At 70.3% G+C, this 25,933-nt stretch carries 27 protein-coding genes; 18 read left to right on the forward strand and 9 right to left on the reverse strand.

Annotated features, from left to right (window positions below; translation table 11 throughout):
• The first annotated feature begins 71 nt into the window (after positions 1-71).
• The 14 genes from OHA73_RS19130 to OHA73_RS19195 all read left to right on the forward strand — a co-directional run bounded on the left by OHA73_RS19130 (position 72) and on the right by OHA73_RS19195 (position 13,302).
• Positions 72-2,294, forward strand: coding sequence for a cell division protein FtsK (locus tag OHA73_RS19130; protein WP_327655636.1), 2,223 nt, complete (start codon positions 72-74; stop codon positions 2,292-2,294).
• Positions 2,295-2,447: 153 nt separating this feature from the next.
• On the forward strand, positions 2,448-2,744 hold the full coding sequence (locus OHA73_RS19135; RefSeq protein WP_327655637.1) for a hypothetical protein: 297 nt from the start codon (positions 2,448-2,450) through the stop codon (positions 2,742-2,744).
• Between the two features lie 3 nt (positions 2,745-2,747).
• A complete protein-coding gene (locus OHA73_RS19140; protein WP_327655638.1) occupies positions 2,748-2,936 on the forward strand; it encodes a hypothetical protein in 189 nt (62 codons plus the stop codon).
• Between the two features lie 14 nt (positions 2,937-2,950).
• Positions 2,951-3,151, forward strand: a complete 201-nt coding sequence (locus tag OHA73_RS19145; protein ID WP_327655639.1) for a hypothetical protein — start codon at positions 2,951-2,953, stop codon at positions 3,149-3,151.
• Positions 3,148-3,417 carry a hypothetical protein gene (locus OHA73_RS19150; RefSeq protein ID WP_327655640.1) on the forward strand — a complete coding sequence of 90 codons (270 nt, stop codon included), beginning with the start codon at positions 3,148-3,150 and terminating at the stop codon, positions 3,415-3,417. The genes OHA73_RS19145 and OHA73_RS19150 overlap by 4 nt, the downstream gene beginning before the upstream one ends.
• The gene (locus tag OHA73_RS19155; RefSeq protein ID WP_327655641.1) at positions 3,414-3,791 is read left to right on the forward strand and encodes a hypothetical protein; all 378 of its coding nucleotides are present in this window, start codon (positions 3,414-3,416) and stop codon (positions 3,789-3,791) included. Before OHA73_RS19150 ends, OHA73_RS19155 begins: the two co-directional genes overlap by 4 nt.
• A gap of 89 nt (positions 3,792-3,880) precedes the next feature.
• Positions 3,881-4,798, forward strand: coding sequence for a DNA primase (locus tag OHA73_RS19160; RefSeq protein WP_327655642.1), 918 nt, complete (start codon positions 3,881-3,883; stop codon positions 4,796-4,798).
• A gap of 40 nt (positions 4,799-4,838) precedes the next feature.
• On the forward strand, positions 4,839-6,230 hold the full coding sequence (locus OHA73_RS19165; protein WP_327655643.1) for a DNA primase family protein: 1,392 nt from the start codon (positions 4,839-4,841) through the stop codon (positions 6,228-6,230).
• Positions 6,231-6,473: 243 nt separating this feature from the next.
• A complete protein-coding gene (locus OHA73_RS19170) occupies positions 6,474-6,740 on the forward strand; it encodes a helix-turn-helix transcriptional regulator (protein ID WP_327655644.1) in 267 nt (88 codons plus the stop codon).
• Positions 6,741-6,815: 75 nt separating this feature from the next.
• On the forward strand, positions 6,816-8,075 hold the full coding sequence (locus tag OHA73_RS19175; protein WP_327655645.1) for a tyrosine-type recombinase/integrase: 1,260 nt from the start codon (positions 6,816-6,818) through the stop codon (positions 8,073-8,075).
• Positions 8,076-8,348: 273 nt separating this feature from the next.
• Positions 8,349-9,980 carry a penicillin-binding transpeptidase domain-containing protein gene (locus OHA73_RS19180; protein WP_327655646.1) on the forward strand — a complete coding sequence of 544 codons (1,632 nt, stop codon included), beginning with the start codon at positions 8,349-8,351 and terminating at the stop codon, positions 9,978-9,980.
• 199 nt (positions 9,981-10,179) lie between these two features.
• Positions 10,180-11,895 (forward strand): penicillin-binding transpeptidase domain-containing protein, encoded by a 1,716-nt coding sequence (locus OHA73_RS19185; RefSeq protein WP_327655647.1) that lies wholly within the window; start codon positions 10,180-10,182, stop codon positions 11,893-11,895.
• A 55-nt stretch (positions 11,896-11,950) separates the two neighbouring features.
• Entirely contained in the window at positions 11,951-12,457 is a 507-nt protein-coding gene (locus tag OHA73_RS19190; protein WP_327655648.1) for a YbaK/EbsC family protein, read from the forward strand.
• Positions 12,454-13,302, forward strand: a complete 849-nt coding sequence (locus tag OHA73_RS19195; protein WP_266711096.1) for a DMT family transporter — start codon at positions 12,454-12,456, stop codon at positions 13,300-13,302. The genes OHA73_RS19190 and OHA73_RS19195 overlap by 4 nt, the downstream gene beginning before the upstream one ends.
• A gap of 39 nt (positions 13,303-13,341) precedes the next feature.
• On the opposite strand, the gene OHA73_RS19200 is transcribed toward OHA73_RS19195, so the two are convergent.
• The 4 genes from OHA73_RS19200 to OHA73_RS19215 are packed head-to-tail and all read right to left on the reverse strand — an operon-like array spanning position 13,342 to position 15,100.
• Positions 13,342-13,716, reverse strand: coding sequence for a VOC family protein (locus OHA73_RS19200; RefSeq protein ID WP_267070148.1), 375 nt, complete (start codon positions 13,714-13,716; stop codon positions 13,342-13,344).
• Between the two features lie 27 nt (positions 13,717-13,743).
• The gene (locus OHA73_RS19205; RefSeq protein WP_327655649.1) at positions 13,744-14,517 is read right to left on the reverse strand and encodes an SDR family NAD(P)-dependent oxidoreductase; all 774 of its coding nucleotides are present in this window, start codon (positions 14,515-14,517) and stop codon (positions 13,744-13,746) included.
• Positions 14,518-14,558: 41 nt separating this feature from the next.
• On the reverse strand, positions 14,559-14,798 hold the full coding sequence (locus OHA73_RS19210) for a hypothetical protein (RefSeq protein WP_327655650.1): 240 nt from the start codon (positions 14,796-14,798) through the stop codon (positions 14,559-14,561).
• Positions 14,795-15,100 (reverse strand): hypothetical protein, encoded by a 306-nt coding sequence (locus OHA73_RS19215; RefSeq protein ID WP_327655651.1) that lies wholly within the window; start codon positions 15,098-15,100, stop codon positions 14,795-14,797. The genes OHA73_RS19210 and OHA73_RS19215 overlap by 4 nt, the downstream gene beginning before the upstream one ends.
• 137 nt (positions 15,101-15,237) lie before the next feature.
• Between OHA73_RS19215 and OHA73_RS19220 the strand changes: the two genes are divergently transcribed.
• Both OHA73_RS19220 and OHA73_RS19225 read left to right on the forward strand, forming a co-directional pair.
• Positions 15,238-15,504, forward strand: coding sequence for a GntR family transcriptional regulator (locus tag OHA73_RS19220; RefSeq protein ID WP_327655652.1), 267 nt, complete (start codon positions 15,238-15,240; stop codon positions 15,502-15,504).
• Between the two features lie 60 nt (positions 15,505-15,564).
• Entirely contained in the window at positions 15,565-16,227 is a 663-nt protein-coding gene (locus OHA73_RS19225) for a Uma2 family endonuclease (RefSeq protein ID WP_327655653.1), read from the forward strand.
• 21 nt (positions 16,228-16,248) lie between these two features.
• On the opposite strand, the gene OHA73_RS19230 is transcribed toward OHA73_RS19225, so the two are convergent.
• From OHA73_RS19230 to OHA73_RS19240, 3 genes are read right to left on the reverse strand one after another with little or no spacing between them, the layout of a single operon-like run.
• Positions 16,249-17,019 carry an energy-coupling factor ABC transporter ATP-binding protein gene (locus OHA73_RS19230; RefSeq protein WP_327655654.1) on the reverse strand — a complete coding sequence of 257 codons (771 nt, stop codon included), beginning with the start codon at positions 17,017-17,019 and terminating at the stop codon, positions 16,249-16,251.
• On the reverse strand, positions 17,007-17,768 hold the full coding sequence (gene cbiQ / locus OHA73_RS19235; protein ID WP_327655655.1) for a cobalt ECF transporter T component CbiQ: 762 nt from the start codon (positions 17,766-17,768) through the stop codon (positions 17,007-17,009). Before cbiQ ends, OHA73_RS19230 begins: the two co-directional genes overlap by 13 nt.
• Before the next feature lies 1 nt (position 17,769).
• Positions 17,770-18,834, reverse strand: coding sequence for an energy-coupling factor ABC transporter permease (locus OHA73_RS19240; protein ID WP_327655656.1), 1,065 nt, complete (start codon positions 18,832-18,834; stop codon positions 17,770-17,772).
• A 179-nt stretch (positions 18,835-19,013) separates the two neighbouring features.
• Here OHA73_RS19240 and OHA73_RS19245 point away from each other — a divergent pair, with 179 nt between their 5' ends.
• Entirely contained in the window at positions 19,014-19,388 is a 375-nt protein-coding gene (locus OHA73_RS19245) for an SsgA family sporulation/cell division regulator (RefSeq protein ID WP_327655657.1), read from the forward strand.
• Between the two features lie 6 nt (positions 19,389-19,394).
• Here OHA73_RS19245 and OHA73_RS19250 read toward each other — a convergent pair whose 3' ends face one another.
• Positions 19,395-21,593, reverse strand: coding sequence for an MMPL family transporter (locus OHA73_RS19250; RefSeq protein WP_327655658.1), 2,199 nt, complete (start codon positions 21,591-21,593; stop codon positions 19,395-19,397).
• A gap of 125 nt (positions 21,594-21,718) precedes the next feature.
• The gene (locus tag OHA73_RS19255) at positions 21,719-22,306 is read right to left on the reverse strand and encodes a TetR/AcrR family transcriptional regulator (protein ID WP_266711112.1); all 588 of its coding nucleotides are present in this window, start codon (positions 22,304-22,306) and stop codon (positions 21,719-21,721) included.
• A gap of 170 nt (positions 22,307-22,476) precedes the next feature.
• On the opposite strand from OHA73_RS19255, the gene OHA73_RS19260 reads away from it, so the two are divergent.
• Positions 22,477-25,821 carry a S41 family peptidase gene (locus OHA73_RS19260; protein ID WP_327655659.1) on the forward strand — a complete coding sequence of 1,115 codons (3,345 nt, stop codon included), beginning with the start codon at positions 22,477-22,479 and terminating at the stop codon, positions 25,819-25,821.
• The last annotated feature ends 112 nt before the right edge of the window (positions 25,822-25,933 follow it).

Consider the following 25,933-nt stretch of genomic DNA (forward strand, 5'->3'; position numbering starts at 1 on the left):
GCCCGGTCGCCCACCTCTCACAGCGACGACCGGGCCCGCGATCCCTCACACCCTGAAGCGGAGGAATTTCAGTGAATCACCCCGACGAGAATCACGAGTTCTTCGAGCACCTCGAAGCCGAGATGAACGCCGACTCCGGCGGCGAGGTAGTCGACCTCGACAAGGCGCGCAGCGCCCGCACCGGGTCGGCCGACCGCACGGCAATCGAGTCGCCCGACTCCGTGCCCGACGAGTCGACCGACGCGACCGCCGTTGAGTCGGCCGACGAGGACGACGACGAGTCGACCGACTCGACGCCGCCGAAGTTGGTCGACCCGCCCAACCTGCCCAAGCCGGGAATCACCACCTTCAAGCGCAAGCCGATCCTGCCGTCCTGGCTGACCTCCAAGCCGGGCTTCGTGTCCACGGTGCAGCGCGCGAGCGGCAACGCCCTGTACGCCACGGTGTTCCACGGCATCCGCACCCCCTGGTACGCGCTGCGCCTGTCCATGGACGCCCCGCGCGGCGCTGCCCGGCTGGTCTCGCAGACCAACCGGTGGGTGTGGGACGCCGAAGCGGCCCCGCTGCGCGCCTACGAGGTGGAGCACGAGAACACCGGCGAGTACCTGAAGCTGTCCCGCCAACGCGACCGCCGCGTGCGGCTGCGGATGCTGGTCATGGCGATGGCCGGCCTCATCGGGGTGCCGCTGGCGCTGGCCGCCTACGTGCTCGCGCCGGGCATGCTCGTGCTGTTCGCCTCGGCCGCCGTGCTCGTCGCCGGGTTCAAGGGCGGCACCATCGACGAGCCGGTGATCAGCCGCGCAGTGTTGAAGACCGAGCTGCAGAAGCTGACGCACCCGATCGTGCTGCGCGCCCTGGACAACATCGGCAACGCCAAGCTGACCGCCGCCATCAAGAAGGGCGGCGACATGAACGGCATGCGCTTCACCTCCGAGGTCACCCGCGACGGCCCCGGCTACCGCGCCGACCTCGACCTCCCCTGGGGCGTCACCCCGGAGGACATCATGGAATCCCGCAAGGCACTCGCCTCCGGCCTGCGCCGCAAGGTCGGCTGCGTGTGGCCGTCGGCCGACCCCACCGAGCACGAGGGCCGACTCATCCTGTGGGTCGGGGACAAGCCGATGAACGAGACCACCAAGCCCGCGTGGCCGCTGCTGAAGTCGGGCAGCGTCGACCTGTTCAAGCCGGTCGTGTTCGGCAACGACCAGCGCATGGGAGACGTGGACGTCACCCTCATGTTCGCCTCCGTCGTGGTCGGCTCGATCCCCCGCATGGGCAAGACGTTCCTGATGCGGCTGTTCCTGCTCATCGCCGCACTCGACCCGCGCGCGGAAGTCCACGCGTTCGACTTCAAGGGCACCGGCGACTTCGGCGCCCTGGAACCGATCTGCCACCGCTACCGGGCCGGCGACGAGGACGAGGACATCGAATACGTCCTGCACGCCCTGCGCGAACTGCGCGCAGAGCTGCGCCGCCGCGCGAAGGTCATCAAGTCGCTGCCGCGCTCGCGCTGCCCGGAGTCGAAGGTCACGCCCGAGCTGGCCAACGACAAGACGCTCGGGCTGCACCCGATCGTCGCCGGATTCGACGAGTGCCAGGTCCCCTTCGAGCACGAGAAGTACGGGAAGGAGATCGAGGAAATCGCCACTGACCTGGGCAAGCGCGGCCCCGCGCTCGGAATGACGATGCTGTTCGGCACCCAGCGCCCCGACGCGCAGTCGCTGCCCACCGGCATCAGCGCCAATGCCGTGCTGCGGTTCTGCCTGAAGGTCATGGGCCAGCCCGCCAACGACATGGTGCTGGGCACCTCGATGTACAAGGCCGGATACCGGGCGACGATGTTCTCCCGCACCGACCGCGGCATTTGCTGGATGGCCGGCGAGGGCGACGACCCGCGCATCGTGGCCTCCGCGTTCGTCGACGCCGTCGGCGCCGAACAGGTCGTGGCCCGCGCGCGGAAGATGCGCGAGGAGTACGGCAACGTCACCGGCCACGCCATCGGCCAGCAGCCGGAGACCGGCGAGGCCGGGTTCGACCTGCTCGCCGATGTGCTCCAGGTTGTGGCGGTCGACGAGGAGAAGGTGTGGAACGAGAAGGTTGCCACCCGCCTCGCCGCCCTGCGCCCCGAGGTCTACAGCGGCTGGAAGGCCGAGACGGTCGCGAAGAACCTGCGCCCGCACGGCGTGAGCGCCTTGGATGTCTGGGGCACCACCGACAAGGGCAAGGGCACCACCCGGCGCGGCATCGCCCGCGCCGACGTCCTCAAGTCCGTCGCGGAGCGTGACGGAAAGTAGCTCCGAGGGGGGCGCGTACGGCTGCTAGGTCTAGCACCCCCGCGCTGCTAGACCTAGCAGCCCCGCTAGCACCCCATTCCCTGTCTGATCAGGGAACTCGTATCTAGCACCTCACCTGCGGGAATCCCCGAAAACCTGCCTGGAGGGCATTCCATGACCCCCTTGCTTGCTGCTAGCGCCTGCCTACTCATCGTCACGCTCGGTTACGTCGCCGTGTGTGCAGGCAGCCCGTACGGCGACTGCCGCCGCTGCCACGGCATGGGCCACGCCATCAAGACCGACCGCAAAGGCCGCCCGAAGCGCGGCAAGGACTGCCGCCGCTGCCACGGCTACGGCAAGCGGATACGCGTCGGCCGCCACCTGTTCAACCTCTGGCTGCGCATCTACCGCGAGGGCCAGCACCAGACCCCCACCACCCCCGCCCACCCGTTCGCGAACAAGAGGGGATGACCCATGGCCCTCACCGTCTCGCTCGTCGCCCTGTTCGGACTCGTGCTGCTCCTCCTGCTCCGCTCCAAGACCGTCGGCTACGGCAGCGCGTTCGTCGCCGCCGGATTCGGCTTCTTCCTCGCCTCCACCGGCGCGGCCGGACCCATCAACCAACTCACCAGCGCCGTCATCGAGGCATTCCAGCAACTGTGAGGAGGACCAACGCCATGCCCCAGCACCCGACCCTGATGGCCGCCGGCGAACTGCGAACCGCGCTCGAAGCGCACGCCCGCGGCGACGTGCCCGCCACCGTGGCCGCGCTCATGAGCATCGACACCCACTCGTGGCAGGCCATCCGCGACCGCCTCGCCGAGTTCGGCGGCACGCTGCCCCAGCTCCTGGACGTCGTGGAGCGGGAGCGGTCATGAACGGCGACCTCATCGCCGCCGCCGTGCTCGCCACCCCGGCCGCCCTGTTCGCCGCGATCGCCTTCACCGGCCACGCCCGCGCCCGCCACGCCGACGACGCGCTCACCGCCGCCCTGACGGCCACCACGGCGCCGGGCGGGCCGGGCGGCCCCGGAGAACCGCACCCCGCGCCGCAGACCGAGGAGAACGAGCCCGGCGCGGCCGTCATCGCCTTCCCCCAGCACCGAACCCACACGCCGAACACCGTCGAGGAGAACGCCGCATGACCACGCACCCCACCCCCGCCGTACTGGCGGACCAGGCCGCTGAAGCGGTCCGCAGCCTCAACCACGCAACCCAGCTCCTCAAGGGCGAGTTGGTCTACCCGAGCGACGCGTACGAGGTGGTCGCCTCCCTCAAGATGCTCACCCAGCGACTTCCGCAGAGCTTCGACCAGCTCTCCACCTTCATGGACACGCTCGCCATGACCGGCAACGTCACGGCCGACTACGGCGACGCCGACGAGCACATCGGGGAGACGCGTTCCGCGCTCGCCTCCGCAGCACTCATCGCCCTGACGCTCACCGAGCACCTGGACCGCGCACACAGCGCGCTCGCCCCGCTCGGCTACAGCGGCCCCGCCCCCGACGACGACCTCTAGATACGCCCGAGGCGGGGTGCCGTCTCACCACAAGCCTGCACCCCGCCCCGGATCTCCCAGTCCCTCCAAGAGAACAGGAGACCCCCAGCATGACCCATCCGACCCTGCTCCGGCGAGACCACACCGCGTCGCCACTGCCCGTCACGTTGTCCACCGCGCTCGTGCTCGCCGCTAAGGGCGTACCGGTGCTGCCGCTGCGCGCGGGCAAGGTCCCGTTCGGCAACTGCCCGGACTGCGCGCACAACGCGTGCGGTGGACGGCCCCACATGAAGACGCCGGGCCCCTGCCGGTGCGCCGCCCCCTGCCACGGGTGGGCCGCCGCCACCGCCGACCCGGACACGCTCACCTCTCCTGCCTGGTCGGCCCCGTGGAACGCGGCGCGAGCCGTGGCCTACCACCCGGCCGGCGCCGGTCTCACGGTCGTGGACCTCGACGACACGGCCGCTATCGCATGGGCCCGGCTGAACCTGCCCGCCACCCGCACCATCGCCACGACGCGCGGCGAACACTGGCTCTACCTCGGGACGATGCCCTCTGCCAACGCCGTACGGCCCGGCGTCGACATCAAATCCCGTATGGCCTATGCCCGTTGGCTCGGCCCTGGCACGGGAACCATGACCGGCCTGCCGGACGCTGTGCGCGCCCTGCCCGTGCGGGCAGAAGAGGCCACCCCGCCCCGCGGAGCCGTGGCCTCTTCGTCCATCTCTCCGGCCGTGTGGGAGCGGTCGGTGGCTACCGGCTGCCGCCACACCGAGCGCTACGTCCGCACCGGCCTGGAACGCGGCCTGGCCCTGATCGCGGAGCACCCCGAATCCGGTGCCGGAACACAGGCGTTCGCCGTCGCCCGCTTCCTCGCCCGGCAGCACGCGCAGTGCCCCGGCCCCTGCGGTCTGGACGCGCTCGCCGAGCAGGTCGTGAACGCGGCCGTGGCGGTCGGTGTGCCCGAGCCGTACGCGCGCCGCGCCGTCACCAACGGCCTGAGTCTCCACGCTCCCGCCGCCGCATGAACCGCCCGCACCACACCCCCACGGAAAGGAGGGGCCTTGCATGAACACCGAGGAACTGCCCGCGCCCTCCAACCCCATGGCCGTCGCCCGCCGCATCCTGCCGGACTGGCAGAACGAGGTTGGGCAGATGGTGTGCCGGCGCTGGCGCGGCTCGTGGATGCAGTGGAGCCGCACGCACTGGCGCGAGATCGACGAGGAGCAGATCCGCGCGGGCATGTACGAGCGCCTGGAACACGCGGTCTTCCTCGTGCCCGGCAAGGGCGACCAGATGGAGCCGCGCGAGTGGGCCCCGACGAAGCCGAAGATCAGCAATCTGTTGGACGCACTCGGCTCCATCACGCTGCTGCCCGCCGACGTCGACGCTCCCGCCTGGTTGGACCGCGGGGGCGAGGACACGAGCGACTGGGGTCCGATCGTGGCGTGCACCAACGGCCTGTTGCGCATCCGCGACCGGGAACTACTGCCCCACAGCCCGGACTTCTTCAACCATGTCTCCGTCCCGTTCGCCTACGACCCGAAGGCCACCGCGCCGGAGTGGCACCGCTTCCTCGCCGACATCTGGGCCGATGCCCCGGACGCCATCGCGGCGCTCCAGGAGTGGTTCGGCTACGTCCTGTCCGGCCGTACCGACCAGCAAAAGATCCTGCTCATGGTCGGGCCGTCCCGCTCCGGCAAGGGCACCATCGCCCGCGTCATGAAGGAGCTCGTCGGCAAGAACAACCTCGCCGGCCCCACCCTCGCCGGGCTCGGGACCAACTTCGGGCTGGCCACCCTGATCGGGAAGCCGCTCGCGGTCATCTCCGACGCCCGCCTGTCCGGCAACGACAGTCAGGTTGTGGAGCGGCTGTTGACCATCTCCGGCGAGGACACCATCGACATCGACCGGAAGTACCGGGCGGTGTGGACCGGGAAGCTGCCCACGCGGCTGATGATGCTGTCCAACGAGTTGCCGAACTTCGGCGACTCGTCCGGCGTCATCGCCCGCCGCTTCATCGTCCTCAACTTCACCCGCTCCTGGCTCGGCCAGGAAGACCCCACCCTGTTGGACCGGCTCGTTGCGGAACTGCCCGGCATTCTCAACTGGGCACTGGACGGCCTCGCGCGCCTCCAGCGCACACGCCGGATCACCGAGCCGACCGCGAGCCGCGATGCGGTCACGACCATGCAGGACACCGCGTCCCCGACGACCGCGTTCATCCGTGAGCGCTGCGCCACCGGCCCTTCCTGCTCGATTCCGGTCGACAACCTGTGGGCGATCTGGCGCGAGTGGGCCGAGGACAACGGCGTGAAGCCCGGCAGCAAACAGGTCTTCGGCCGCAACCTCCAGTCCGCCATCCCCCAACTCACCCTCACCCGCCCCCGCGACGGAGACAGCCGCGTGCGCACCTACACAGGCATCACCGTGCGCCCGGTACCCGGCGCCACCGGCTGAAGTAGCGCCCACAATCCCCAGGACCGCGGACCATCGCGGACCACACCCTCTGACCTGCACGTTTTCGCGACCCCGATTGCGGACCATCGCGGACCGCGCCTCCAAGAGTGGTCCGCGATGGTCCGCACAACACCCCCTACAAAACCGCAGGTCAAACAGGGTGGTCCGCGATGGTCCGCGGTCCACAGCATTGTGGCGCCCGTTTTCCCCGCCACTCCGACGCTTCCCCGAGGAGCCCACGGAATGTCTCACCAACGTCTGCTCGAACGCCTGGAGGGCGCCCGGTCGACCGGGCCCCAATCCACACTCCGAGGTGGCCTACCGGATCGCTACCTCACCACCGACGACATCGCCGAGATGTTCGAGGTGCCCAAAGAGACCGTCTACCAGTGGCGGAAGAAGGAGACCGGGCCGCCCAGCTTCCGCATCGGCAAGTACGTGCGCTACGACCCCGCCGACGTACTGGCCTACGTCACGGAACGCAAGAACGTCGACCGCGTAGCGGCCTGACGCGACCCCAACTCTCCAGCAGGGGCGACCGCACAGCGGTCGCCCCTGCTCCGTGCTGCAAGGAGGACCCGCCGAATGGCAGGCCACATCCAAGACCGATGGTTCAAAACCGAGACCGCCGCCGACGGCAAGAACGTCCGCGAGAAGTCCGACCGCCACGGCACGGGGCTTCGCTACCGGGCCCGCTACGTCGGCCCTGACGGCACCGAGAAGTCCAAAAGCTTCCCTGACGGCCAGAAGCGCCGCGCAGAGAAGTGGCTCGACAAGACCAAGGCCGACATGGACAACGGCCAGTACATCGACCCCAAGACTGCACGGACCACGTTCCGGCAGTACGCGGAGAAGTGGGTCAAGGGGCACACGGGCGAGATCAACAGCGGGGAAGCTGCGGAACGACGGCTGCGGCTGCACACGTACCCGCACATCGGGCGCCGCCCCATCGGAGCGTTCAGGCCTGAGCACATCCGCGACTGGATCACTGCCATGAAGGACACGGTGCCTGCCGAGTCATACCGCCGGGTCATCGTGGGCACGGCGTCCGCCGTATTCAATGCCGCCATCGAGGATGGGCTCCTCACCAAGAACCCCTGTAAGGCCAGCTCGGTATCCCTTCCGAAGTCCGGTGGCCCTCAGATCGTCCCGTGGACCGCAGCTCAGGTCTTCGACGTACGGGAAGCCCTCCCCGAGCGCTGGCAGGCCGCCATGGACATTGGCGCCGGGTGCGGACTGAGGCAGGGTGAGATCTTCGGCCTATCGGAGGACGAACCCGACTTCGAAAGCGGCTGGTTGACCGTCGCCCACCAGCTCAAGCGCATCCGCGGCAAGTACGTGTTCGCCCTACCGAAGGGCAACAAAGTCCGTACGACACCGCTCCCCGACTCGGTAGCCGATGCCCTGAGGCTGCACACGAAGCTGTTCTCGCCGGTTGAGCTCACGCTCCCCTGGCGCACGCCGGACGGCCCTCCCGTCACCAAGCGGCTCTACTTCAGTGGCTTCCAGGGCGACCACGTACGCGTGAGCAACTTCAACGACTGGCATTGGAAACCCGCTCTCGCGGCCGCTGGCATCATCCCGGAGCGCGAGTCGGGGAAGCGGTACGCGTCGGCGCGCGAGCACGGCATGCACGCGCTCAGGCACTTCTACGCGTCCGTTCTTTTGGACGCCGGCGAGAGCATCCGAGCCCTGAGCACATACCTGGGGCACAGCGACCCCGGATTCACGCTGCGGACGTACACGCACCTGATGCCGAGCAGCGAGGGCAGGACGCGCAAAGCGGTCGACAAAGTGTTCCTCGCTCCCAAGATCACGGCCCACAGGCGGCCCACGGAGGGCTGACGGCCCACACGAGCAGGCAAACGCGCAGGTCGGGGCCGCAAGGCCCCGACCAATCGTGACTTCATCTACTTCTGGCCGATCTACACGGGCGACGCGATCCCGGTCGACTCCTGGCGGTCGAGAATGTGGCTGGACACCTGGGTGTGAGCCGGTTTCGGTCAGCTTGGTGATCTCAATCCGGACACCTTCGGACATCATCTGATGAACCCGCGCCCCCTGGGGCACTCCTCGTGCTTAAAGTCCCTCTCGTAAACCTGGGGAGGGGAGCGCTTCATGCGCAAGGGGGTCAAGATCGCCATCGTCGGCGGGGTGTGCACCGTCATGGTCGGCGGCGCGGGCTACGGGGCGTACAACCTCGTCACGGCGGTCACGGGCGGGAACACCGTGTCGTCGCAGGGGTCGGAGTACAAGTCGGGACCACCGTCCGGCGACGAGGTGAAGGAGACGTCGGAGCAGTTCCTCGCGGCGTGGGAGAAGAACGATCCGGCGGCCGCGGCGCGGCTCACGGACTACGCCGACAACGCGATGCGCGTCCTCGAGGACTGGCACGACAAGGCGCACGTCACGCGCACCGAGCTGACGCCGACGAACGCGGACGGCGCGAAGGTCGCCTTCCACGTCAAGGCCACCGTCGCGTACGGCAAGAAGACGAAGACGCTGTCGTACGACTCCTCGCTCAGGGTCGTGCGCGGGCAGACCACGGGGCGGGCGCTGGTCGACTGGTCGCCGGCCGTGGTGCACCCGTCGATGAAGAAGGGCGACACGCTCGTCACCGGAGAGGCGCCCGCGCCCCCGATCGAGGCCGTGGACCGCAACGGCACCGTGCTGACGAAGGACGCGTACCCGTCGCTCGGCCCGGTCCTTGACCAGCTGCGCGCCAAGTACGGGGACTCCGCCGGGGGTTCGCCCGGCATCGAGACGTACGTGGAGCGGACCGACGACGGCGGGGAGACGAGCTCCGCGAAGACGCTCCTCACGCTCGCCAAGGGCAAGCCCGGCAAGCTGCGTACGACGATCAGTGCCACCGCGCAGGCGGCCGCCGAGCAGGCCGTGAAGAAGTACCAGGAGTCGTCCGTGGTGGCGGTCAAGCCGTCCACCGGTGAGGTGCTCGCGGTCGCCAACCAGGCCAAGGGCGAGTTCAACGCGGCGTTCCAGGGCGGCACCGCGCCCGGCTCCGTGATGAAGATCCTTACCGCCGCGGCACTGATCGACAACGGGGTCACCTCGGCGAACGGCCCGGCGCCCTGCCCCGATTCGGCGGTCGCCCAGAGCCAGACCTTCCGCAACCTCAAAGGCATGCGGCCCAACGAGAACGCGACGCTGGCCGACAGCTTCGCCCGCTCCTGCAACACCGCCTTCATCAAGCTCTCCGACGACCTGGGCGCGGCGAAGTTCGCCGCGGAGGCGGAGGACCGGTTCGGCCTCGGCAAGGACTGGAAGACGGGAATCGTCTCCCGCGACGGCTCGGTCGAACTGCCGGGGGACTCCGACGACGCCGCCGCGATGATCGGCCAGGGCCGGGTCCAGATGAACCCGTTGAACATGGCTTCGGTCACGGCGACCGCCATCACCGGCACGTTCCACCAGCCGGTCCTCGTCTCCCGCAAGGTCGACGACCACCCGCTCGCCACGGCGAAGGGGCTGAAGCCCGGAACCTCCGACCAGCTGCGGCAGATGATGCGGCTGACCGCGACCAACGGCACCGGCGCCGCGGCCATGGCGGGCGTTCCCGGCGACAAGGGCGCGAAGACCGGCTCCGCGGAGGTCGACGGCCAGGGCAACGCCAACTCCTGGTTCACGGGCTACAGCGGCGATGTGGCGGCGGCCGCGACGGTGCCGCGCGGCGGGCACGGCGGAGACGCGGCGGGCCCGGTCGTCGCGGCGGTGCTACGGGCCGGGTCATAGATCCGTATGCCACGACCACGGGCCGGGTCATGGATCCGTACATCCGGAATACGGACCGGAGCGTAGTTCCCCTACGACTCCCTGCGCCTGGCGGTGAATCCACGCATCGCCAGGCGTTACCACGTCGTTCTGTCCTACGGAAAGTGCGCTCAGGACCACCCCGTACCCTGGGCCACCCGTAGATCTCCGGAGGACTCAGGTGGGCAGCAGAGGCAAGCGTCGCGGTGAGACGCGGCGCAACACGAACGCCCTGGTGATCGGTGGCGTCGCCGCCGTCGCCGTCATCGGGGCAGGCGTCGGCGCGTACGCGCTGATCGGGAGCGGCGATCAGGCGGGCAGCACCTCGGCCTCCGCCTCGGACGACAAGCCCGAGATCCCGAAGGGCCCACCGACCGCCAAGGAAGTACGGGCCGTCGCCGACGGTTTCCTCACCGCCTGGCAGCAGGGCGACACCGCGAAGGCGGCCGCGTACACGAACGACGCGGCGGCCGCGAAGAAGGCGCTCGCCGGCCTCTCCAAGGACGCCCACCTCACCGGCCTGAAGCTCGCTCCCGGCACCCGCAAGGGCGCCGAGGTCCCCTTCCACGTCACGTCCACGGTCGAGTACAAGGAGGGCAAGGGCGGCGGTTCGGACTCCGAGCTGAGCGAGCCCTTCGCGTACGACTCCGCGCTGACCGCCGAGCGACGCAAGAGCGACGGCAAGGTCCTCGTCGACTGGCAACCCTCCGTCGTGCACCCGGACTTGAAGGACGGCGACCACCTGGAGACCGGCGAGGCCGGCGATCCGCCGGTCAAGGCCGTCGACCGGGACGGCACCGAGCTGGACGCGAAGAAGTACCCCTCGATCGGCACCATCGTCGACGGACTCCGCGAGAAGTACGGGAAGAAGGCGGGCGGCACCGCGGGCGTCGAACTGCGCGTCGTGCGGGGGAAGTCCGGGAAGAAGTCCGACGACAAGAACGCGCTGCCCGACAAGACGCTGCTCACGCTCTCCAAGGGCACGCCGGGCACCGTGAAGACCACGCTCGACCCGGCACTCCAGGCCACCGCCGAGGCCCAGGTGAAGTCGCGCAAGAAGGCCTCGGTCGTGCTCGTGAAGCCGTCGACCGGCGAGATCCTGGCGGTGGCGAACTCCAGCGCCGGGTTCAACACGGCGTTCCAGGGCTCGCTCGCGCCCGGGTCCACGATGAAGGTCATCACGGCGTCGATGCTGCTGGACAAGAACATCACCGACGTCGACAAGAAGCACCCGTGCCCGAAGTACTTCACGTACGGGCACTGGAAGTTCCAGAACGACGACAAGTTCCAGATCAAGAACGGCACGTTCAAGGCGAGCTTCGCCGCGTCCTGCAACACGGCCTTCATCAGCCAGGCCCCGAAGCTCGACAACGACTCGCTGACCAAGCAGGCGCAGTCGGTCTTCGGCCTCGGCATGAACAACTGGTCGATCGGGGTGCCGAGCTTCGACGGCGCGGTGCCGGTGATGTCGGACGCGCAGATGGCGGCCTCGCTGATCGGGCAGGGCGGCGTCCGGATGAACCCGCTGAACATGGCCTCGGTGGCGGCGACCGTGAAGGCGGGCGCCTTCCACCAGCCGTACCTGGTGTCGCCGGACTTCGACGACCGGACGCTGGCGAAGGCGTCGAAGCCCATCTCCGCGTCGACGGCCTCGAAGCTGCGGGAGTTGATGCACTACACGGCGATCGCCGGTACGGCCGTGAAGCCGATGTCCGGGCTCGGCTCCGACATGGGCGCGAAGACCGGTTCGGCGGAGGTCGACGGGCAGAAGGACCCCAACGGCTGGTTCACGGCCTGGCGCGGGGACCTCGCGGCGGCGGCCGTGGTGCAGCAGGGCGGGCACGGCGGCGACTCGGCCGGTCCGGTGGTCCGCAAGATGCTGCTCGCGGGCGGCTGACCGGGGACCGATACAGGGTCGCGTGTCCCGTACACGCAGAGCTAGCGTGCGGACCATGACGACAGCGGAAGACAGCAACAGCAACAGCACAGCCGCACACCCCCGTTTCGCCGAGGCCGTCACCGCGATGGGCCTCACCGATCTCCTGCCGCGGGTGCGGCGCTTCCCCGAGGCGACCCGCACCGCGCAGGAGGCGGCCGAGGCGATCGGCTGCGAACTGAGCCAGATCTGCAAGTCGTTGATCTTCGCGGCGGACGGGGTGCCGGTGCTCGTCCTGATGGACGGCGCGTCCCGCGTCGACCTCGACCTCGTACGCGACGAACTGGGCGCCGAGAAGGTCACGCGCGCCAAGGCCGACGTCGTCCGGGAGTTCACCGGCTACGCGATCGGCGGCGTACCGCCCTTCGGCCACGCGAACAAGACGCGCGTCCTCGCCGACCGCTCCCTCCTCAACCACGACACGGTGTGGGCGGCGGCCGGCAGTCCGTACGCCGTCTTCCCCATGGCGCCCAAGGAGTTGATCTCGCACGCGGGTGCCGCGCTCGTGGACGTGCGCGTATGACTCCCGTGGTCGCCGCGGCGGTGCTGCTCGCCGCGGTGACCCACGCCTCGTGGAACGCGCTCGCCCACCACATCACGGACAAGCTGGTCGGCTTCACGCTCATATCGGGCGGCGGAACGCTGATCGGCCTGGTGCTGGCGATATTCGCACCGCTCCCGGCGGCGGGTGCATGGCCGTACCTGGTGACGTCGGCCCTCCTCCACATCGCCTACTACGCCCTGTTGATGACCTCCTTCAAACTGGGCGACTTCGGGCAGGCCTACCCGATCGCGCGCGGCACGGCGCCGCTGGTGGTGACGGTGCTCGCGGCGGTCTTCGCGGGCGAGGTGCCGGGCGGCTGGCAGGCGGCGGGCGTCGCGGTGTCCAGCGCGGGCCTGACGGGCCTGGCGCTGTGGGGTCTACGGGGATCGGGGCGCAAGCCGGACTGGCGGGCGCTGGGCGCCGCGCTGGCCACGGGGGTGTCGATCGCCTCGTACACGGTGGTGGACGGCCTGGGCGTACGGGCCTCGGGCTCCTCGCTCGGCTACATCGCGTGGCTGATGGTGCTGGAAGGGATCGCGGTCCCGGTGTACGCGGCGTATCGCTGGCGCGGTGAACTGGTGGAGCGGCTGCGGCCGTTCGCGTGGCGGGGCCTGCTGGGCGCGGCGCTCTCGGTCCTCGCCTACGGCCTGGTCCTCTGGGCCCAGACGCGGGCCGACCTCGCCCCGATCTCCGCGCTCCGGGAGTCGTCGATCATCGTGGGGGCGGCGATCGGCGCGATCTTCTTCAAGGAACGCTTCGGCGCGCCGAGGCTTTTGGCGGCGGGTGTGGTGGTGACCGGGATCGGCCTGATGCTGGCCCATTGAAGCCGCGCTTGCCGACGAGAGCCCGCGGGGCCCGGGGCGTCAAGCGGTACGGGCGCCGGCCTCTCGCTCCACGCACAGCTCGTTGCCCTCGGGGTCATGGAGGGTGGCCCAGCCCCTGCCGTCGGGCCGGCGGTGGTCTTCGTGGAGCGTGGCGCCCAGGGCGAGGAGGCGGTCGACCTCCTCGTCGCGGGTGCGGTCCTGCGGTTGCAGGTCCAGGTGCACCCGGTTCTTGACGGTCTTGCCCTCGTCGACGCGGATGAACAGCAGCGTCGCGTTCGCGCTGTGCACCAGGGCCTCCGGGTCGCCCGGAAAGTCCTCGTCGGAGAGCTTGCCGTCCAGGACACCGGTCCAGAACGTCGCAAGGGCGTAGGGATCGGCACAGTCGAAAGTGATATGGCGCACCAGTGAACTCATGGGCGTGACCCTAAGCCGGAGTTGGGCTCAATCGCGCATGATTTTGAAGCCGCTGCTGATCGCGGTCGTCCCACCGTCGACCGGGAGCACCGCCCCGGTCACCCACGCCGCGTCGCTCGACGCGAGGAACGCGACCGCCGCCGCGATGTCGGCCGGCTCGCCGACCCGGCCCAGCGGGTACAACTCCCGCATCGTGTCGAGCTGTTCGTCCCGACCCGCCCAGGCCGCGGTGCGGACCGTGCCGGGTGCGATCAGGTTGACGCGGACGCCGCGCGGTCCCGCGTGCCCGGCCAACGTGCGGGTCAAGGACGCGAGCCCCGCCTTCGCGGCGCTGTACGCGTGGTTGCCGAAGTCCTGGATGCCGTTGACGGAGCCGATGTTGACGATGGCGCCGCGTCCGGAGGCGACGAGGTGCGGCAGCGCGGCGCGGGCGCACCGATAGGCGCCGGTGAGCGTGATGTCGAGGTCGGTGGCCCACACCTCGTCGTCCTCGTCCTCGAAGAGCGGCGCGTCGGGGTGGCAGGCACAGGCGTTGCTGACGAGGACGTCGAGCCGCCCGAAGGTCTCGACGGCGTACGCGACCGCGGCCTCCACGGCGGCCCTGTCGCCCACGTCGCAGGCGAACTCCCTTGCGGCACCGTCCTGTTCACGGATCGAGGCGGCGACCTTGCCGGCCGCCGCCTCGTCGATGTCGGTGACGAGGACGCGCGCACCCTCCTCGGCCAGCCGGTGCGCGGTGGCGGCGCCGATGCCGCTCCCGGCCGCGGTGATCAGAACCCCGTACCCCTCGAAGCGCTTCATACGCGGACGCTAACCCGCGTTCAGTGCCTCCCGCACGGACTTCACCAAGGCCTGTCCCGACCACGCACGGCCACCCTCAACGTATCGGCAAGCGCGCACGTCAGCTCGGTCACGAGGTGCCGCAGCTCGGTCGGGCCCGCCTCGTCCAACAGCTCCCGGGCGTGCCCCAGCAGCACCTCCGCCATCTCCAACTGGGCCGCGTCCACGGCGTCCACCTGTCGCGCGGCGGGCCCCGGCCGGTCCGGTTCCCCGATGACGTACACCGTCTTGTTCGTATTCATGCGGCGACCTCCACACCGTGAATCACGTACGGGCCCGGCCCGTCGATCCCAAAGTCGGCGAGCAGCAACTCCCGCCTACGGGCGGCCTGTTCGGCAGCGATGACGTAAGGGCGGACGAGCCGGGCGGCACCGCCGTCGAGCGGGACCTCCAAGGGTCGCCGCCGGACGGCATCGGGCCGCACCGGCCGCCGGTGGCGCCCGCTCGGGGCCGGAAACGTGAGGCGTGCCAGGGAGACGAGGACCGCGACCGAGGCGAGCAGCAGGCTCACGCTGGGAAGCGCTGGAGGGATGAGGTCTGCCATGCGTCATGCCCTTCTGGCTGTGACGGGTACGGCACGCCCCAGCGGGGCGCCGTGCTGCACACCATATAGGCATCTATAGACAACTGGCGAGGCCTCTGGGTGTATTCGCAGGTCAGGAGGGTCGTACGGTTGGCCGTATGGGAGATCTGGACGTTCCGGCCATCGACCCGCACGGGCCCGAGCTCGTGTACGTCGTCATTGCCGATCACATTCAGCGGCGCATCGCCGCGGGCGACTTGGCCCCCGGCACGCGCCTGCCCGGCGAGCTGGCACTCACGGAGACTTACGGGGTGGCCCGCATGACGGTCTCCCGAGCCATGCGGGAACTCCGCGAGCGCGGCCTCATCGTCACCGTCCGCGGCAAGGGCTCCTTCGTCGCCAAGAATCCGCCTGCGCAGGCGTGACGTTCGCCCCCACCCGCGCCGTTACCTTGAAGTCAGCGGAACGCGAACCGTGGAGGCGGCATGTCGGCGAACGCACGCGAGGCAGCCGGATTCAACCTGCCCGAGACCATGACCTGGAATGAACTCGACGGCCTTCCGGGCGACATCGCCAAGGACATCGAGCTGTGGCAGGGCAGGGTCGTGTGGAACAGGCGCCCCCCGATGGAGCACCAGCGGGCCGCCAGGTACCTGTGCAACGCGCTCGAGGCCAACGCCCGCCGCGCCATGAGCGAGGAGACCGGCGGCGAGGAGCAGCGCTGCTGGCAGGTCGAGGTGGAGACCAACGTCTTCTTCACACCCGACAGGTCCAGCTTCCTCACCCCTGACTTCCTGGTCCGCCGCTGCCTGCCCCGCGGCGCCGAGACCTTCGTCGGCGACACCGTCCTGGTCGGCGAGGTGCTCTCCGGCTCGGATACCCAAAAGCGCAGGCAGTGGAAGATGAACCGCTACGCGGAGGGCGGCATCCCCTGGTACTGGGAGGTCGAGCTCGACACCGGCGGGACCTGGGACGTCACAGTGGTACGGGCGTACGGCCTCGCCTCCCTGGAGCGGACCGGACTCCCCGTCAAGCCGCTGCGCCCGGCGCTCTACGTCCCCGTCGGCGAATGGGAACCGGAGGGCCTCGGTATCGAGTTCCCCGAGCCCTTCAACCTGAGCATCACGTGGGATGACCTGGCCTTCTGAGCCAGGCCGCCCCGTTCGCGCTCACGCCGTCCGCCCCGCCACCGACCTCGGGTCGAAGCCGAACGGGAGCTCCAGGCGGTGCGCCGTCATCAGGTCCTCGTCCACGAGCAGGTCGCCGGTCGCCCCGTCCGCCGCGATCGCGCCGCCGCTGAGGATCACCGCGCGGGGGCAGAGTTCCATGGCGTACGGCAGGTCGTGCGTGACCATCAGGACCGTCACGTCCAACGAGCGCAGGATGTCGGCGAGTTCGCGGCGGGAGGCCGGGTCGAGGTTGGAGGACGGCTCGTCGAGGACCAGGATCTCGGGTTCCATCGCGAGGACCGTGGCCACCGCCACCCTGCGGCGCTGGCCGAAGGAGAGGTGGTGCGGGGGCCGGTCCGCGAACTCCTCCATGCCGACCAGCGAGAGCGCCTTGCGGACCCGCGCCTCCAGCTCCGGGCCCTTCATGCCCGCCGCCGCAGGGCCGAACGCGACGTCCTCGCGGACCGTCGGCATGAACAGCTGGTCGTCCGGATCCTGGAAGACGATGCCGACCTTGCGGCGGATCTCCGCCATGTTGCGCTTGTCGACCGGGAGACCGGCGACGGTGACCGTGCCCGCGCCACCCGTCAGGATGCCGTTGAGGTGCAGGACGAGGGTCGTCTTGCCCGCGCCGTTCGGCCCGAGGAGCGCGACCCGCTCGCCCTTGCCGATGCGCAGGTCCACGCCGAAGAGGGCCTGGTGCCCGTCGGGGTAGGCGAAGGCGAGCCCGGACACGTCGAGAGAAGCAGCAGAAGAAGTCACAGCGTCCATCCCATCAGGCACACCACGAGCGCCGCACCCGGCAGGGTCAGCGCGTACGACCACTGGGTCCGGGTCGCCGCCAGGTCGTCGATCACCGGCATCGCCCCCGCGTAGCCACGGCTGACCATGGCGAGGTGCACCCGCTCCCCGCGCTCGTAGGAGCGGATGAACAGGGCGCCCGCCGACTTGGCGAGGACACCCCAGTGCCGTACGCCCTTCGCCTCGAAGCCGCGCGACTCCCGGGCGACCTTCATGCGGCGCATCTCGTCGGTGATGACGTCGCCGTAGCGGATCATGAATGAGGCGATCTGGACGAGGAGCGGGGGGAGCTTCAGGCGTTGCAGGCCGAGGATCAGTTCGCGCAGTTCGGTGGTCGAGGCGAGCAGGACCGCGGCGGCGACGCCGAGCGTGCCCTTGGCGAGCACGTTCCACGCGCCCCACAGTCCGCTCTCGCTCAGCGACATCCCGAGGACCTGCACCCGGCTCCCCTCCGCCACGAACGGCATGAGGACGGCGAAGGCGACGAACGGGACCTCGATGAGGAGCCGCTTCAGCAGGAAGCCCGCCGGGACCCGCGCCGTCGCCGCCACCGCCGCGAGCAGCACGGCGTACAGGCCGAAGGCCCAGATCGCCTCGCGCGGGGTGGAGACGACGACCAGGACGAAGCAGAAGACCGCGGCCAGCTTGGTGTGCGGCGGCAGCGCGTGCACGGGCGAGGCCCCGGCGCGGTAGAGCTGGTGGGCGTGGCCGGCGCCCATGTCAGGACACCCGCTCCGAAGCGGCAGGGACCTCGGTCGAGGCCACGTCGCCGGCGCGCCGCCTGCGCAGCGCCCAGAAGATCCCGGTCCCGGCGACGACGGTGACGCCGACGCCGATGATCCCGGCGAGGCCGCCGGAGAGGCGGCCGTTGGCGATGTCCTTCACGCCGTAGTCGGCGAGCGGGGAGTCGGAGGAGGCGTGCTGCTCGGTCTTCTTGTCGATGCCCTTGTCGTGGGCGACCTTCTCCAGGCCGTCGGGGTTGGCCGAGGCGTAGAAGGAGACGAAGCCGGCGAGGACGAGGGAGGCTGCCAGGCCGACGAGCCACACCTTGCGGCGCGAGCGGGCGGCCACAGGGGCGGTCACCGGCGTGGCCGCGTCCACCAGCTCCCCGTTCACCTTCAGCTTCAGCGGCTGGTGCAGGCCCCGGGCCCCGTACACGAGGTCGGGGCGCACGGCGACGACCGCGCCGACGGTGAGCGCGGTGATCACGGCCTCGCCGATGCCGATGAGGATGTGGACGCCGACCATCGCGGTGGCGACCTTGCCGATGGAGACGTCGGTCGTCCCCCCGATGGCGTAGATCAGGGTGAAGACGACCGCGGCGGCCGGGACGGACAGCAGCGCCGCGACGAAGGACGCCACGGTGATCGAGCGGCGGGTGCGCGGCAGCACCTTCACCAGGCCGCGGAAGACGAGGTAGGCGACGACGGTCGTGGTGATCGCCATGTCGGTGATGTTCACGCCGAGCGCGGTCAGGCCGCCGTCGGCGAAGAGCACGCCCTGCATGAGCAGCACCACGGACACACAGAGGACCCCGGTATAGGGCCCCACGAGTATCGCGGCCAGCGCGCCGCCCAGGAGGTGTCCGCTGGTGCCCGCGGCGACGGGGAAGTTGAGCATCTGTACGGCGAAGATGAACGCCGCGACAAGGCCCGCGAGCGGCGCGGCCCGTTCGGAGCCCAGCTCGCGGCGGACGCCGCGCAGGCTGACGGCGACGGCGCCCGCGGCGACGACGCCCGTGGCGGCCGACACGGGGGCGTTGATGAATCCGTCAGGGACATGCATGGCAGGGAGCTCCGCTCGGGGGCCGGGGGCAGGGTCCGGTTTCGACGTCCGGGTTCGGCGTCCGGTGAACCGTTCGATGATAGTGCTTTGTTGCGAACGCCTTGCAATAGCGTCTCAGCACCGATTACCCCCCGACCATCCCTGGTCTGTACACCCCCATATATGCGACATTTAAGGACATGGCGATTGTCGAGCAGTACGTAGAGCAGTACGCGCGAGCCCGGGTCGTCACCGATTCCCCCGAGGCGGGCCAGGCGGTCCCCGTCGTGCTGCGCCACGAGAGCGGCACGGTCCATGTCGCACTGCCCGGCTCCGGCGAGTGGGGAGCCTTCCCCCGCGAGCTTCTCGAACGCGGCCTGCGCGCCCCGGTCACCGGCGGCGCCGTCCGGATCTGGCCGTGCGGCCGCGTGCAGACGGTCATCGAGTTCCACGCGCCGCACAAGCCGAGCGGGGTGACGGTCGTGCAGTTCGACACGAAAGCGTTGGTCCGCTTCCTGCGCCGCACCTACACGACCGTCACCCCGGCCAAGGCCCCTCAAGGCATCACCCGCTGAAGGGCGTCACGCGCTGACGAGCTCCCGCTCGTCGTCCGGACGGTCGGCGTCGGCCGTCCGCAGCCCCTCGCCCTCCACGTCCACGTTCGGCAGCGCCCGCGCCAGCCACTTCGGCAGCCACCAGGCCTTCTTGCCGAGCAGCGCAAGCACGGCGGGCACCAGCGTCATACGGACGATGAACGCGTCGAAGAAGACGGCGATGGCGAGGCCGAAGCCGATCATCTTCACCATCTGCTCGGAGCTTCCGATGAAGCCCGCGAACACCGCCATCATGATGATCGCCGCGGCCGTGACCACCCGCGCCCCGTGCTTGAACCCGGTGACGACGGCCTGCGCGGGCCGCTCCCCGTGGACGTACGCCTCACGCATGCGCGTCACGAGGAACACCTCGTAGTCCATCGCGAGACCGAAGACCACGCCCACCATGAAGATCGGCATCATCGACATGACGGGACCGGTCTGCTCGACGCCGAACAGCGAACCGAGCCAGCCCCACTGGAAGACCGCGACGACGGCGCCGAGCGCGGCGAGCACCGACAGCAGGAAGCCGAGCGCCGCCTTCAGCGGCACCAGGATCGAGCGGAAGACCACCATCAGGAGCAGGAACGCGAGGCCGACGACGAGCGCCAGGTAGGGGATCAGCGCGTCGTTGAGCTTCTGCGAGACGTCGATGTTCATGGCCGTGGAGCCGGTGACGCTCAGCTCGGCGCCGGAGTCCGCCTTGATGTCGGCGCCCGCGTCGCGGATGTCGTGCACGACGTTCTCGGTGTCGACCGACGACGGCTTGTACTTGGAGACGACGCTGATGACGGCGGTGTCGCCGGCCTTGTTGAACGTCGCCGGGGTGACGGCCGCGACGCCGTCCGTGCCCTTGATCTCCCGGACGACCTCGGAGACCGCGGCCTTCGGGTCGGCCGCGCCCTTGGCGTCGACGACCGTCATGAGCGGGCCGTTGAAGCCGGGCCCGAAGCCCTCGGAGAGCAGGTCGTACGCCTTGCGCTGGGTGGTGCTCGTGGGCTGCGCGCCGTCGTCGGGCAGGCCGAGTTCGAGCGAGGCGACCGGGACGGCCATGGCGCCGAGGCCGACGATGCCCGCGATCAGGACGGTGACCGGGCGGCGCAGGACGAAGCCGGCCCAGCGGGTGCCCATGTTGACCTTGGGCTCCTTCTTCTCACCGAGGTCCTTACGGGCCTTGCGGCCGTGCACCCGCTTGCCGACGTAGCCGAGCAGCGCCGGGATCAGGGTGAGCGCGATGAGCACGGCGATGGCGACGGTGCCGGCGGCCGCGATGCCCATCTTCGTCAGCATCGGGATGTTGACGACGGCCAGGCCGACCAGGGCGATGACGACGGTGAGCCCGGCGAAGACGACAGCCGAACCCGCGGTGCCGACGGCCCGCCCGGCGGCCTCCTCCCGGTCCCGGCCCTCCGCGAGCTCACCCCGGTACCGGGACACGATGAACAGCGCGTAGTCGATGCCGACCGCGAGGCCGATCATCATCGCCAGGGTGGACGTGGTGCTGCCCAGGTCGAGCACGTTGGCGAGCGCCGTGATGGCGGAGACGCCGATGCCGACACCGATCAGCGCGGTCAGCAGCGGAAGACCGGCCGCGATCAGCGAGCCGAACGTGATCACCAGGACGACGGCCGCGATCGCGATGCCGATGACCTCGGTGGCGCCCGTCTCCGGCATCGCCTGGAGCGCGTCACCGCCGACCTCGACGGTCAGACCGGTCTGCTTCGCCTCGTCGATGACGTCCTGAAGCGCGTCCCTGTCGGCGTCGGTCAGCTCCATCGAGGAGACCTTGTACGAGGCCGAGGCGTAGGCGATCCTGCCATCCTTGCTGAGCGTCTTCGCGACGAAGGGGTCCGCGACGGAGGCGACCTGCTTCGAGCTGGACTTGATCTCGGCGACGGTGTCCTGGATGTCGGCCTTGTTTGCCGGGTCGGTGAGCTTCTCCCCCTTCGGCGCCTCGAAGACGACGCGGGCGGTGGCCCCGTCGGCGGCGGATCCGGGGAAGCGCTGGTCGAGCAGGTCGAAGGCCTTCTGGGCCTCGGTCCCCGGTATGGAGAAGGAACTGGAGGCGGCGGTCGGCGCGGTGGCGGCGCCCACGCCCGCGAGCGTGAGCAGGGCCACCCAGATCAGGGCGACGAAGTGCCGTCGGCGGAACGCGAGTTTGCCGAGTTTGTAGAGGAATGTGGCCACGGAGGCGTACTCCCGGTCAGGTCGTGGGTCCAACAGGACAGCAGGGCATGTGTGATCGGCCCGACGACATGAGCGGTTGTGCGTCAGGTGGAACGGTGGGGAAGGGTCAGGCGGCTGGGAAAGGGTCAGGCGCTGAGGGCGGGGAGGACCACAGCGTCGATGTACGAGACGAGGTATTCCTGCGTCGGCGGCTCTTCGTCGATGAGCGTGCGGGTCGCGAACGCGCCGACCAGCATGTGGAGCGCGTAGCCGAGCGCCGGGTTGTCGGCCCGGATCTCGCCTCGGTCCACCGCTCTGCGCAGCATCCGGTCGAGACCGGACACCTCGGGAGCGACGATCCACTCCTTGAAGGCCGCGAGCAGATCCGGATTGGCGTGCACGGCCACCATCAGGCCGCGCATCAGCGCGCTGTTCTGCTCCATGTGGCAGTCGTCCTCACGGACGGCCATCGCATGCAGATCACCGCGCAGCGAGCCGGTGTCGACCACGTCGAAGTGCGGCTTCTGGCTCCGCAGCGCCTTCACCACCAGCTCGGCCTTGCCGCCCCACTGACGGTAGAGCGTGGCCTTGCTGGACCGGGTGCGGGTGGCCACGGCGTCCATGGTCAGGGCGTCGTAGCCGACCTCGCGGAGAAGTTCGAGCACGGCGCCGTACAGCTCGGCCTCGCGCTCGGGCGTGATCCGGCTGCGACGCGTCGTTGCCTCGGCGACCATGTCACCCACCCGACCTCTCCGTATGCGTACGCCATAAAAGTACCCTGCCCACTAGCGAAACGAAACGGTTTCGTTCGTGCGCTGCGCCACACCTTCTCGCACACCTTCCCGCACACCCTTCTCAGTGAGTCCCGGTTGCCGGAGGCCGCGTCGCGGAAAAGCATGAGGAGGTGACTGAGGCGACTGAGGCAACCGACGATGCGGACGGCCGGGCGTACCTGCGTTTCCCGCACATCAGCGGCGACCGGCTGTGTTTCGCCGCCGAGGACGACCTGTGGGTCGCGCCGCTCGACGGCTCGACGCGGGCCTGGCGGGTCACCGTCGACCGCACCAAGGTCAGCCACCCGCGCTTCTCCCCCGACGGCCGGCACATCGCGTACACGACGTGGCGCAGCCTCGACCCGGAGATCCATGTGGCGCCGGTCGACGGCGGCTCCGCGCGCCGGCTCACGTACTGGGGCAGCGTCGACACCCAGGTGCGCGGCTGGACTCCCCCCGACAAGGACGGCCGGTGCGACATCCTCGCGGTCGCCTCGCACGGCGAGCCCTTCTCGTACTTCACCTTCGCCTACAGCGTCCCGACCGACGGCTCCCCCGGCGGCAAGCTCCCCTGGGGCCCGGTCTCCGACATCCAGGTCGCCGACATCGACGGGGAGCGGCAGACCCTGCTCCTGACCGGTACGGCGCCGCACGAACCGGCCGCCTGGAAGCGCTACCGGGGCGGCGCGCAGGGCCGGCTGTGGGTGCACGGGCAGCGCATCCTCGCCGACCTCGACGGACATCTCGACGACCCGATGTTCGTGGACGGCCGCATCGCGTTCCTCTCCGACCACGAGGGCATCGGCAACGTCTACTCCTGCCGCCCCGACGGCACCGACCTGCACCGCCACACCGACCACGACTCCTTCTACGCCCGGCACGCCACCACCGACGGCACCCGCGTCGTCTACCAGTGCGCGGGCGACCTGTGGATCCTCGACGACCTCGACCCCGACTCGGTGCCGCGCAAGCTGCGGGTCCGGCTCGGCGGCCCCCGCGCGGGGCGCCGCAGCTACCAGGTCCCCGCCGCCCAGCACGTCGACTCGCTCTCCGTCGACGAGACGGGCCGGGCCAGCGCCGTCGTCGTCCGCGGCAGCCTGTACTGGCTCACGCACCGCGACGGCCCCGCCCGCACCATCGCCGACACCCCGGGCGTGCGCGTGCGCCTGCCCGAGATGCTGGGCTCGGGCGGCCAGGTCGCCTACATCACCGACGCCGACGGCGAGGACGCCGTCGAGATCGCCTACCTGCCGCGGGCCAGCGGCGACCGGGCACCGCGCCGGTTCGCCTCCGGCCGGCTGGGCCGCGTACAGGAGCTGGTCTCCGACCCGGACGGGGAGCGGCTCGCGATCGCCTCGAACGACGGGCGGCTGCTCCTCGTCGACGTGGGCGACGAGGGCGGCGAGGCGCCGCTGGAGGAACCGACCGTCACCGAGCTGATCCGCTCCACGAACGGGCCCGTCCGCGACCTCGCCTTCTCCCCCGACGGCGCCTGGCTGACCTGGTCGCACCCGGGCATCGGCCGCTCGCTGCGGCAGATCAAGATGGCCCGGATCAACCGGGGCGGCGGCTCCACCGCGATCGGCGCGGTCCCCCCGGGGAAGGGCGAGTCGGCGACGATCGTCGACGTCACCAACGGCCGCTTCGAGGACGAGAACCCGGTGTTCACGCGGGACGGCCGCTATCTCGCCTTCCTCTCCTGGCGCGGCTTCGACCCCGTCTACGACGTGCACACCGGCGACCTGTCGTTCCCGCTGGGCTGCCGCCCCTACCTCGTACCGCTGTCGTCCGCGACGCCGTCCCCGTTCGCCCTCTCCCCCGACGGGCGGACCGCGGCGGGCGGCCTCGACCCGGTCGAGGACGCGGGCGGCGACGGCACGCCGACCGTGGAGATCGAGGGCCTCGCCAACCGTGTCGTGCCGTTCCCCGTCTCGGCGTCCAAGTACTCGTCGCTGCACGCGGTCGCAGGCGGCGGCCTGGTGTGGCTGCGCTGGCCGATCTCGGGCGCGCTCGGCGAGACCTTCGCCAACCCGGCCGACCCCTCGGCCCAGCCCACCCTCGAACACTTCGACCTGGTCAAGGGGAAGAAGTCCCAACTCGTCGCCCACATGGACTGGTTCGCGGTCAGCGGCGACGGCTCCCGGCTCGTCGTCGTCGACGAGGGCGAACTGGAGGCCGTGCCCTCCACAGAGGCGGGCGACAACGACACCACCGTCTGGATCGACCTGCGCCGCATCCTGCACGAGGCCGACCCGGCGGCCGAGTGGCGGCAGGCGTACGACGAGGCGGGCCGGATCATCCGCGCCTACTTCTGGGAGCCGCACATGTGCGGCATCGACTGGGACGCGGTGCTCGACCAGTACCGGCCGCTGGTCGAACGGGTCGCGTCCCCCGACGAGTTCGCGGATCTCCTACGAGAGGTCCTCGGCGAACTCGGCACGTCCCACGCCTACGTCGCCGCCGCCCGCCGCAACGAGGGCCCGCCGCACTACCAGCGGGCGCAGGGCCTGCTCGGCGCCAACTTCGTCTGCCGCGACGGCCGTTGGACGCTCCAGCGCATCCTGCCCGGCGACTCCTCCGACTCCAAGGCCCGCTCCCCCCTCGCCGGCACCGGCATCCGCGACGGCGCCGTCCTCACCCACATCGACGGCCGCCCGGTCGACCCGGTCACGGGCCCGTACCCGCTGCTCGCGGGCGCGGGGGGCACGACCGTCGAGCTGACCTTCACGTGCGCGGAGGGCGGCGGCCGCCCCCGCCGCGTCGCCATCGTCCCGCTCGTCGACGAACGCCCGCTGCGCTACCAGGACTGGGTCGCCAAACGCCGCGCCGTCGTACGGGAGTTGAGCGGCGGCAAGTGCGGCTACCTGCACATCCCCGACATGGGCGGCTCCGGCTGGGCCCAGTTCAACCGCGATCTGCGCATGGAGGTCTCCCGGCCCGCGCTCATCGTCGACGTACGCGGCAACGCGGGCGGCCACATCAGCGAGCTGGTCGTCGAGAAACTCACCCGAAAGATCATCGGCTGGGACCTGACCCGCAACGCGCAGGCGGTGTCGTACGCCTCGAACGCCCCACGCGGCCCCGTCGTCGCCCTCGCCGACGAGGCGACCTCGTCGGACGGCGACATGATCGCCGCCGCGTTCAAGCTGCTCGCGCTCGGCCCGGTCGTCGGCCAGCGCACCTGGGGCGGCGTCGTCGGCATGACCGGGCGCCACAAGCTCGGCGACGGCACGGTGATCACGGTGCCGATGAACGCGGCCTGGTTCCCCCAGTACGGCTGGTCCATCGAGAACCGGGGCGTGGAACCGGACATCGAGGCCCTGCGCACCCCCCTCGACTGGGCGGAGGGCCGGCACGCCCAGCTCGACGACGCGGTGGAGCTGGCGCTCAACCTGTTGACGGAACAGGGCGCGACGACACCGCCCGACTACTCGGACGTCCCCGACCGGAGGCGACCGAAGCTGCCACCGCGCTGACCGCTCCTCCGCCGGACCAATGTCCTGCGGAGGGCTTACCCGCTTCCCCCCTGGCATGACAGATTCTGGCCGCGTACACGGTGACGACGCGGTCAACTACCTGTCTCCCAGG

The organism is Streptomyces sp. NBC_00483 (assembly GCF_036013745.1).
GTDB lineage: Bacteria > Actinomycetota > Actinomycetes > Streptomycetales > Streptomycetaceae > Streptomyces.

Excerpts from the sequence above, each read along its gene's own strand:
- OHA73_RS19180 (WP_327655646.1), top strand. The coding sequence starts at position 8,349 with ATGCGCAAGGGGGTCAAGATCGCCATCGTCGGCGGGGTGTGCACCGTC.
- OHA73_RS19145 (WP_327655639.1), top strand. The coding sequence starts at position 2,951 with ATGCCCCAGCACCCGACCCTGATGGCCGCCGGCGAACTGCGAACCGCG.
- OHA73_RS19195 (WP_266711096.1), top strand. The coding sequence starts at position 12,454 with ATGACTCCCGTGGTCGCCGCGGCGGTGCTGCTCGCCGCGGTGACCCAC.
- OHA73_RS19210 (WP_327655650.1), bottom strand. The coding sequence starts at position 14,798 with ATGAATACGAACAAGACGGTGTACGTCATCGGGGAACCGGACCGGCCG.
- OHA73_RS19255 (WP_266711112.1), bottom strand. The coding sequence starts at position 22,306 with ATGGTCGCCGAGGCAACGACGCGTCGCAGCCGGATCACGCCCGAGCGC.
- OHA73_RS19190 (WP_327655648.1), top strand. The coding sequence starts at position 11,951 with ATGACGACAGCGGAAGACAGCAACAGCAACAGCACAGCCGCACACCCC.
- OHA73_RS19230 (WP_327655654.1), bottom strand. The coding sequence starts at position 17,019 with ATGGACGCTGTGACTTCTTCTGCTGCTTCTCTCGACGTGTCCGGGCTC.
- OHA73_RS19220 (WP_327655652.1), top strand. The coding sequence starts at position 15,238 with ATGGGAGATCTGGACGTTCCGGCCATCGACCCGCACGGGCCCGAGCTC.
- OHA73_RS19140 (WP_327655638.1), top strand. The coding sequence starts at position 2,748 with ATGGCCCTCACCGTCTCGCTCGTCGCCCTGTTCGGACTCGTGCTGCTC.
- OHA73_RS19160 (WP_327655642.1), top strand. The coding sequence starts at position 3,881 with ATGACCCATCCGACCCTGCTCCGGCGAGACCACACCGCGTCGCCACTG.
- OHA73_RS19165 (WP_327655643.1), top strand. The coding sequence starts at position 4,839 with ATGAACACCGAGGAACTGCCCGCGCCCTCCAACCCCATGGCCGTCGCC.
- OHA73_RS19245 (WP_327655657.1), top strand. The coding sequence starts at position 19,014 with ATGGCGATTGTCGAGCAGTACGTAGAGCAGTACGCGCGAGCCCGGGTC.
- cbiQ (WP_327655655.1), bottom strand. The coding sequence starts at position 17,768 with ATGGGCGCCGGCCACGCCCACCAGCTCTACCGCGCCGGGGCCTCGCCC.
- OHA73_RS19155 (WP_327655641.1), top strand. The coding sequence starts at position 3,414 with ATGACCACGCACCCCACCCCCGCCGTACTGGCGGACCAGGCCGCTGAA.
- OHA73_RS19240 (WP_327655656.1), bottom strand. The coding sequence starts at position 18,834 with ATGCATGTCCCTGACGGATTCATCAACGCCCCCGTGTCGGCCGCCACG.
- OHA73_RS19175 (WP_327655645.1), top strand. The coding sequence starts at position 6,816 with ATGGCAGGCCACATCCAAGACCGATGGTTCAAAACCGAGACCGCCGCC.
- OHA73_RS19135 (WP_327655637.1), top strand. The coding sequence starts at position 2,448 with ATGACCCCCTTGCTTGCTGCTAGCGCCTGCCTACTCATCGTCACGCTC.
- OHA73_RS19215 (WP_327655651.1), bottom strand. The coding sequence starts at position 15,100 with ATGGCAGACCTCATCCCTCCAGCGCTTCCCAGCGTGAGCCTGCTGCTC.
- OHA73_RS19225 (WP_327655653.1), top strand. The coding sequence starts at position 15,565 with ATGTCGGCGAACGCACGCGAGGCAGCCGGATTCAACCTGCCCGAGACC.
- OHA73_RS19200 (WP_267070148.1), bottom strand. The coding sequence starts at position 13,716 with ATGAGTTCACTGGTGCGCCATATCACTTTCGACTGTGCCGATCCCTAC.
- OHA73_RS19150 (WP_327655640.1), top strand. The coding sequence starts at position 3,148 with ATGAACGGCGACCTCATCGCCGCCGCCGTGCTCGCCACCCCGGCCGCC.
- OHA73_RS19170 (WP_327655644.1), top strand. The coding sequence starts at position 6,474 with ATGTCTCACCAACGTCTGCTCGAACGCCTGGAGGGCGCCCGGTCGACC.
- OHA73_RS19205 (WP_327655649.1), bottom strand. The coding sequence starts at position 14,517 with ATGAAGCGCTTCGAGGGGTACGGGGTTCTGATCACCGCGGCCGGGAGC.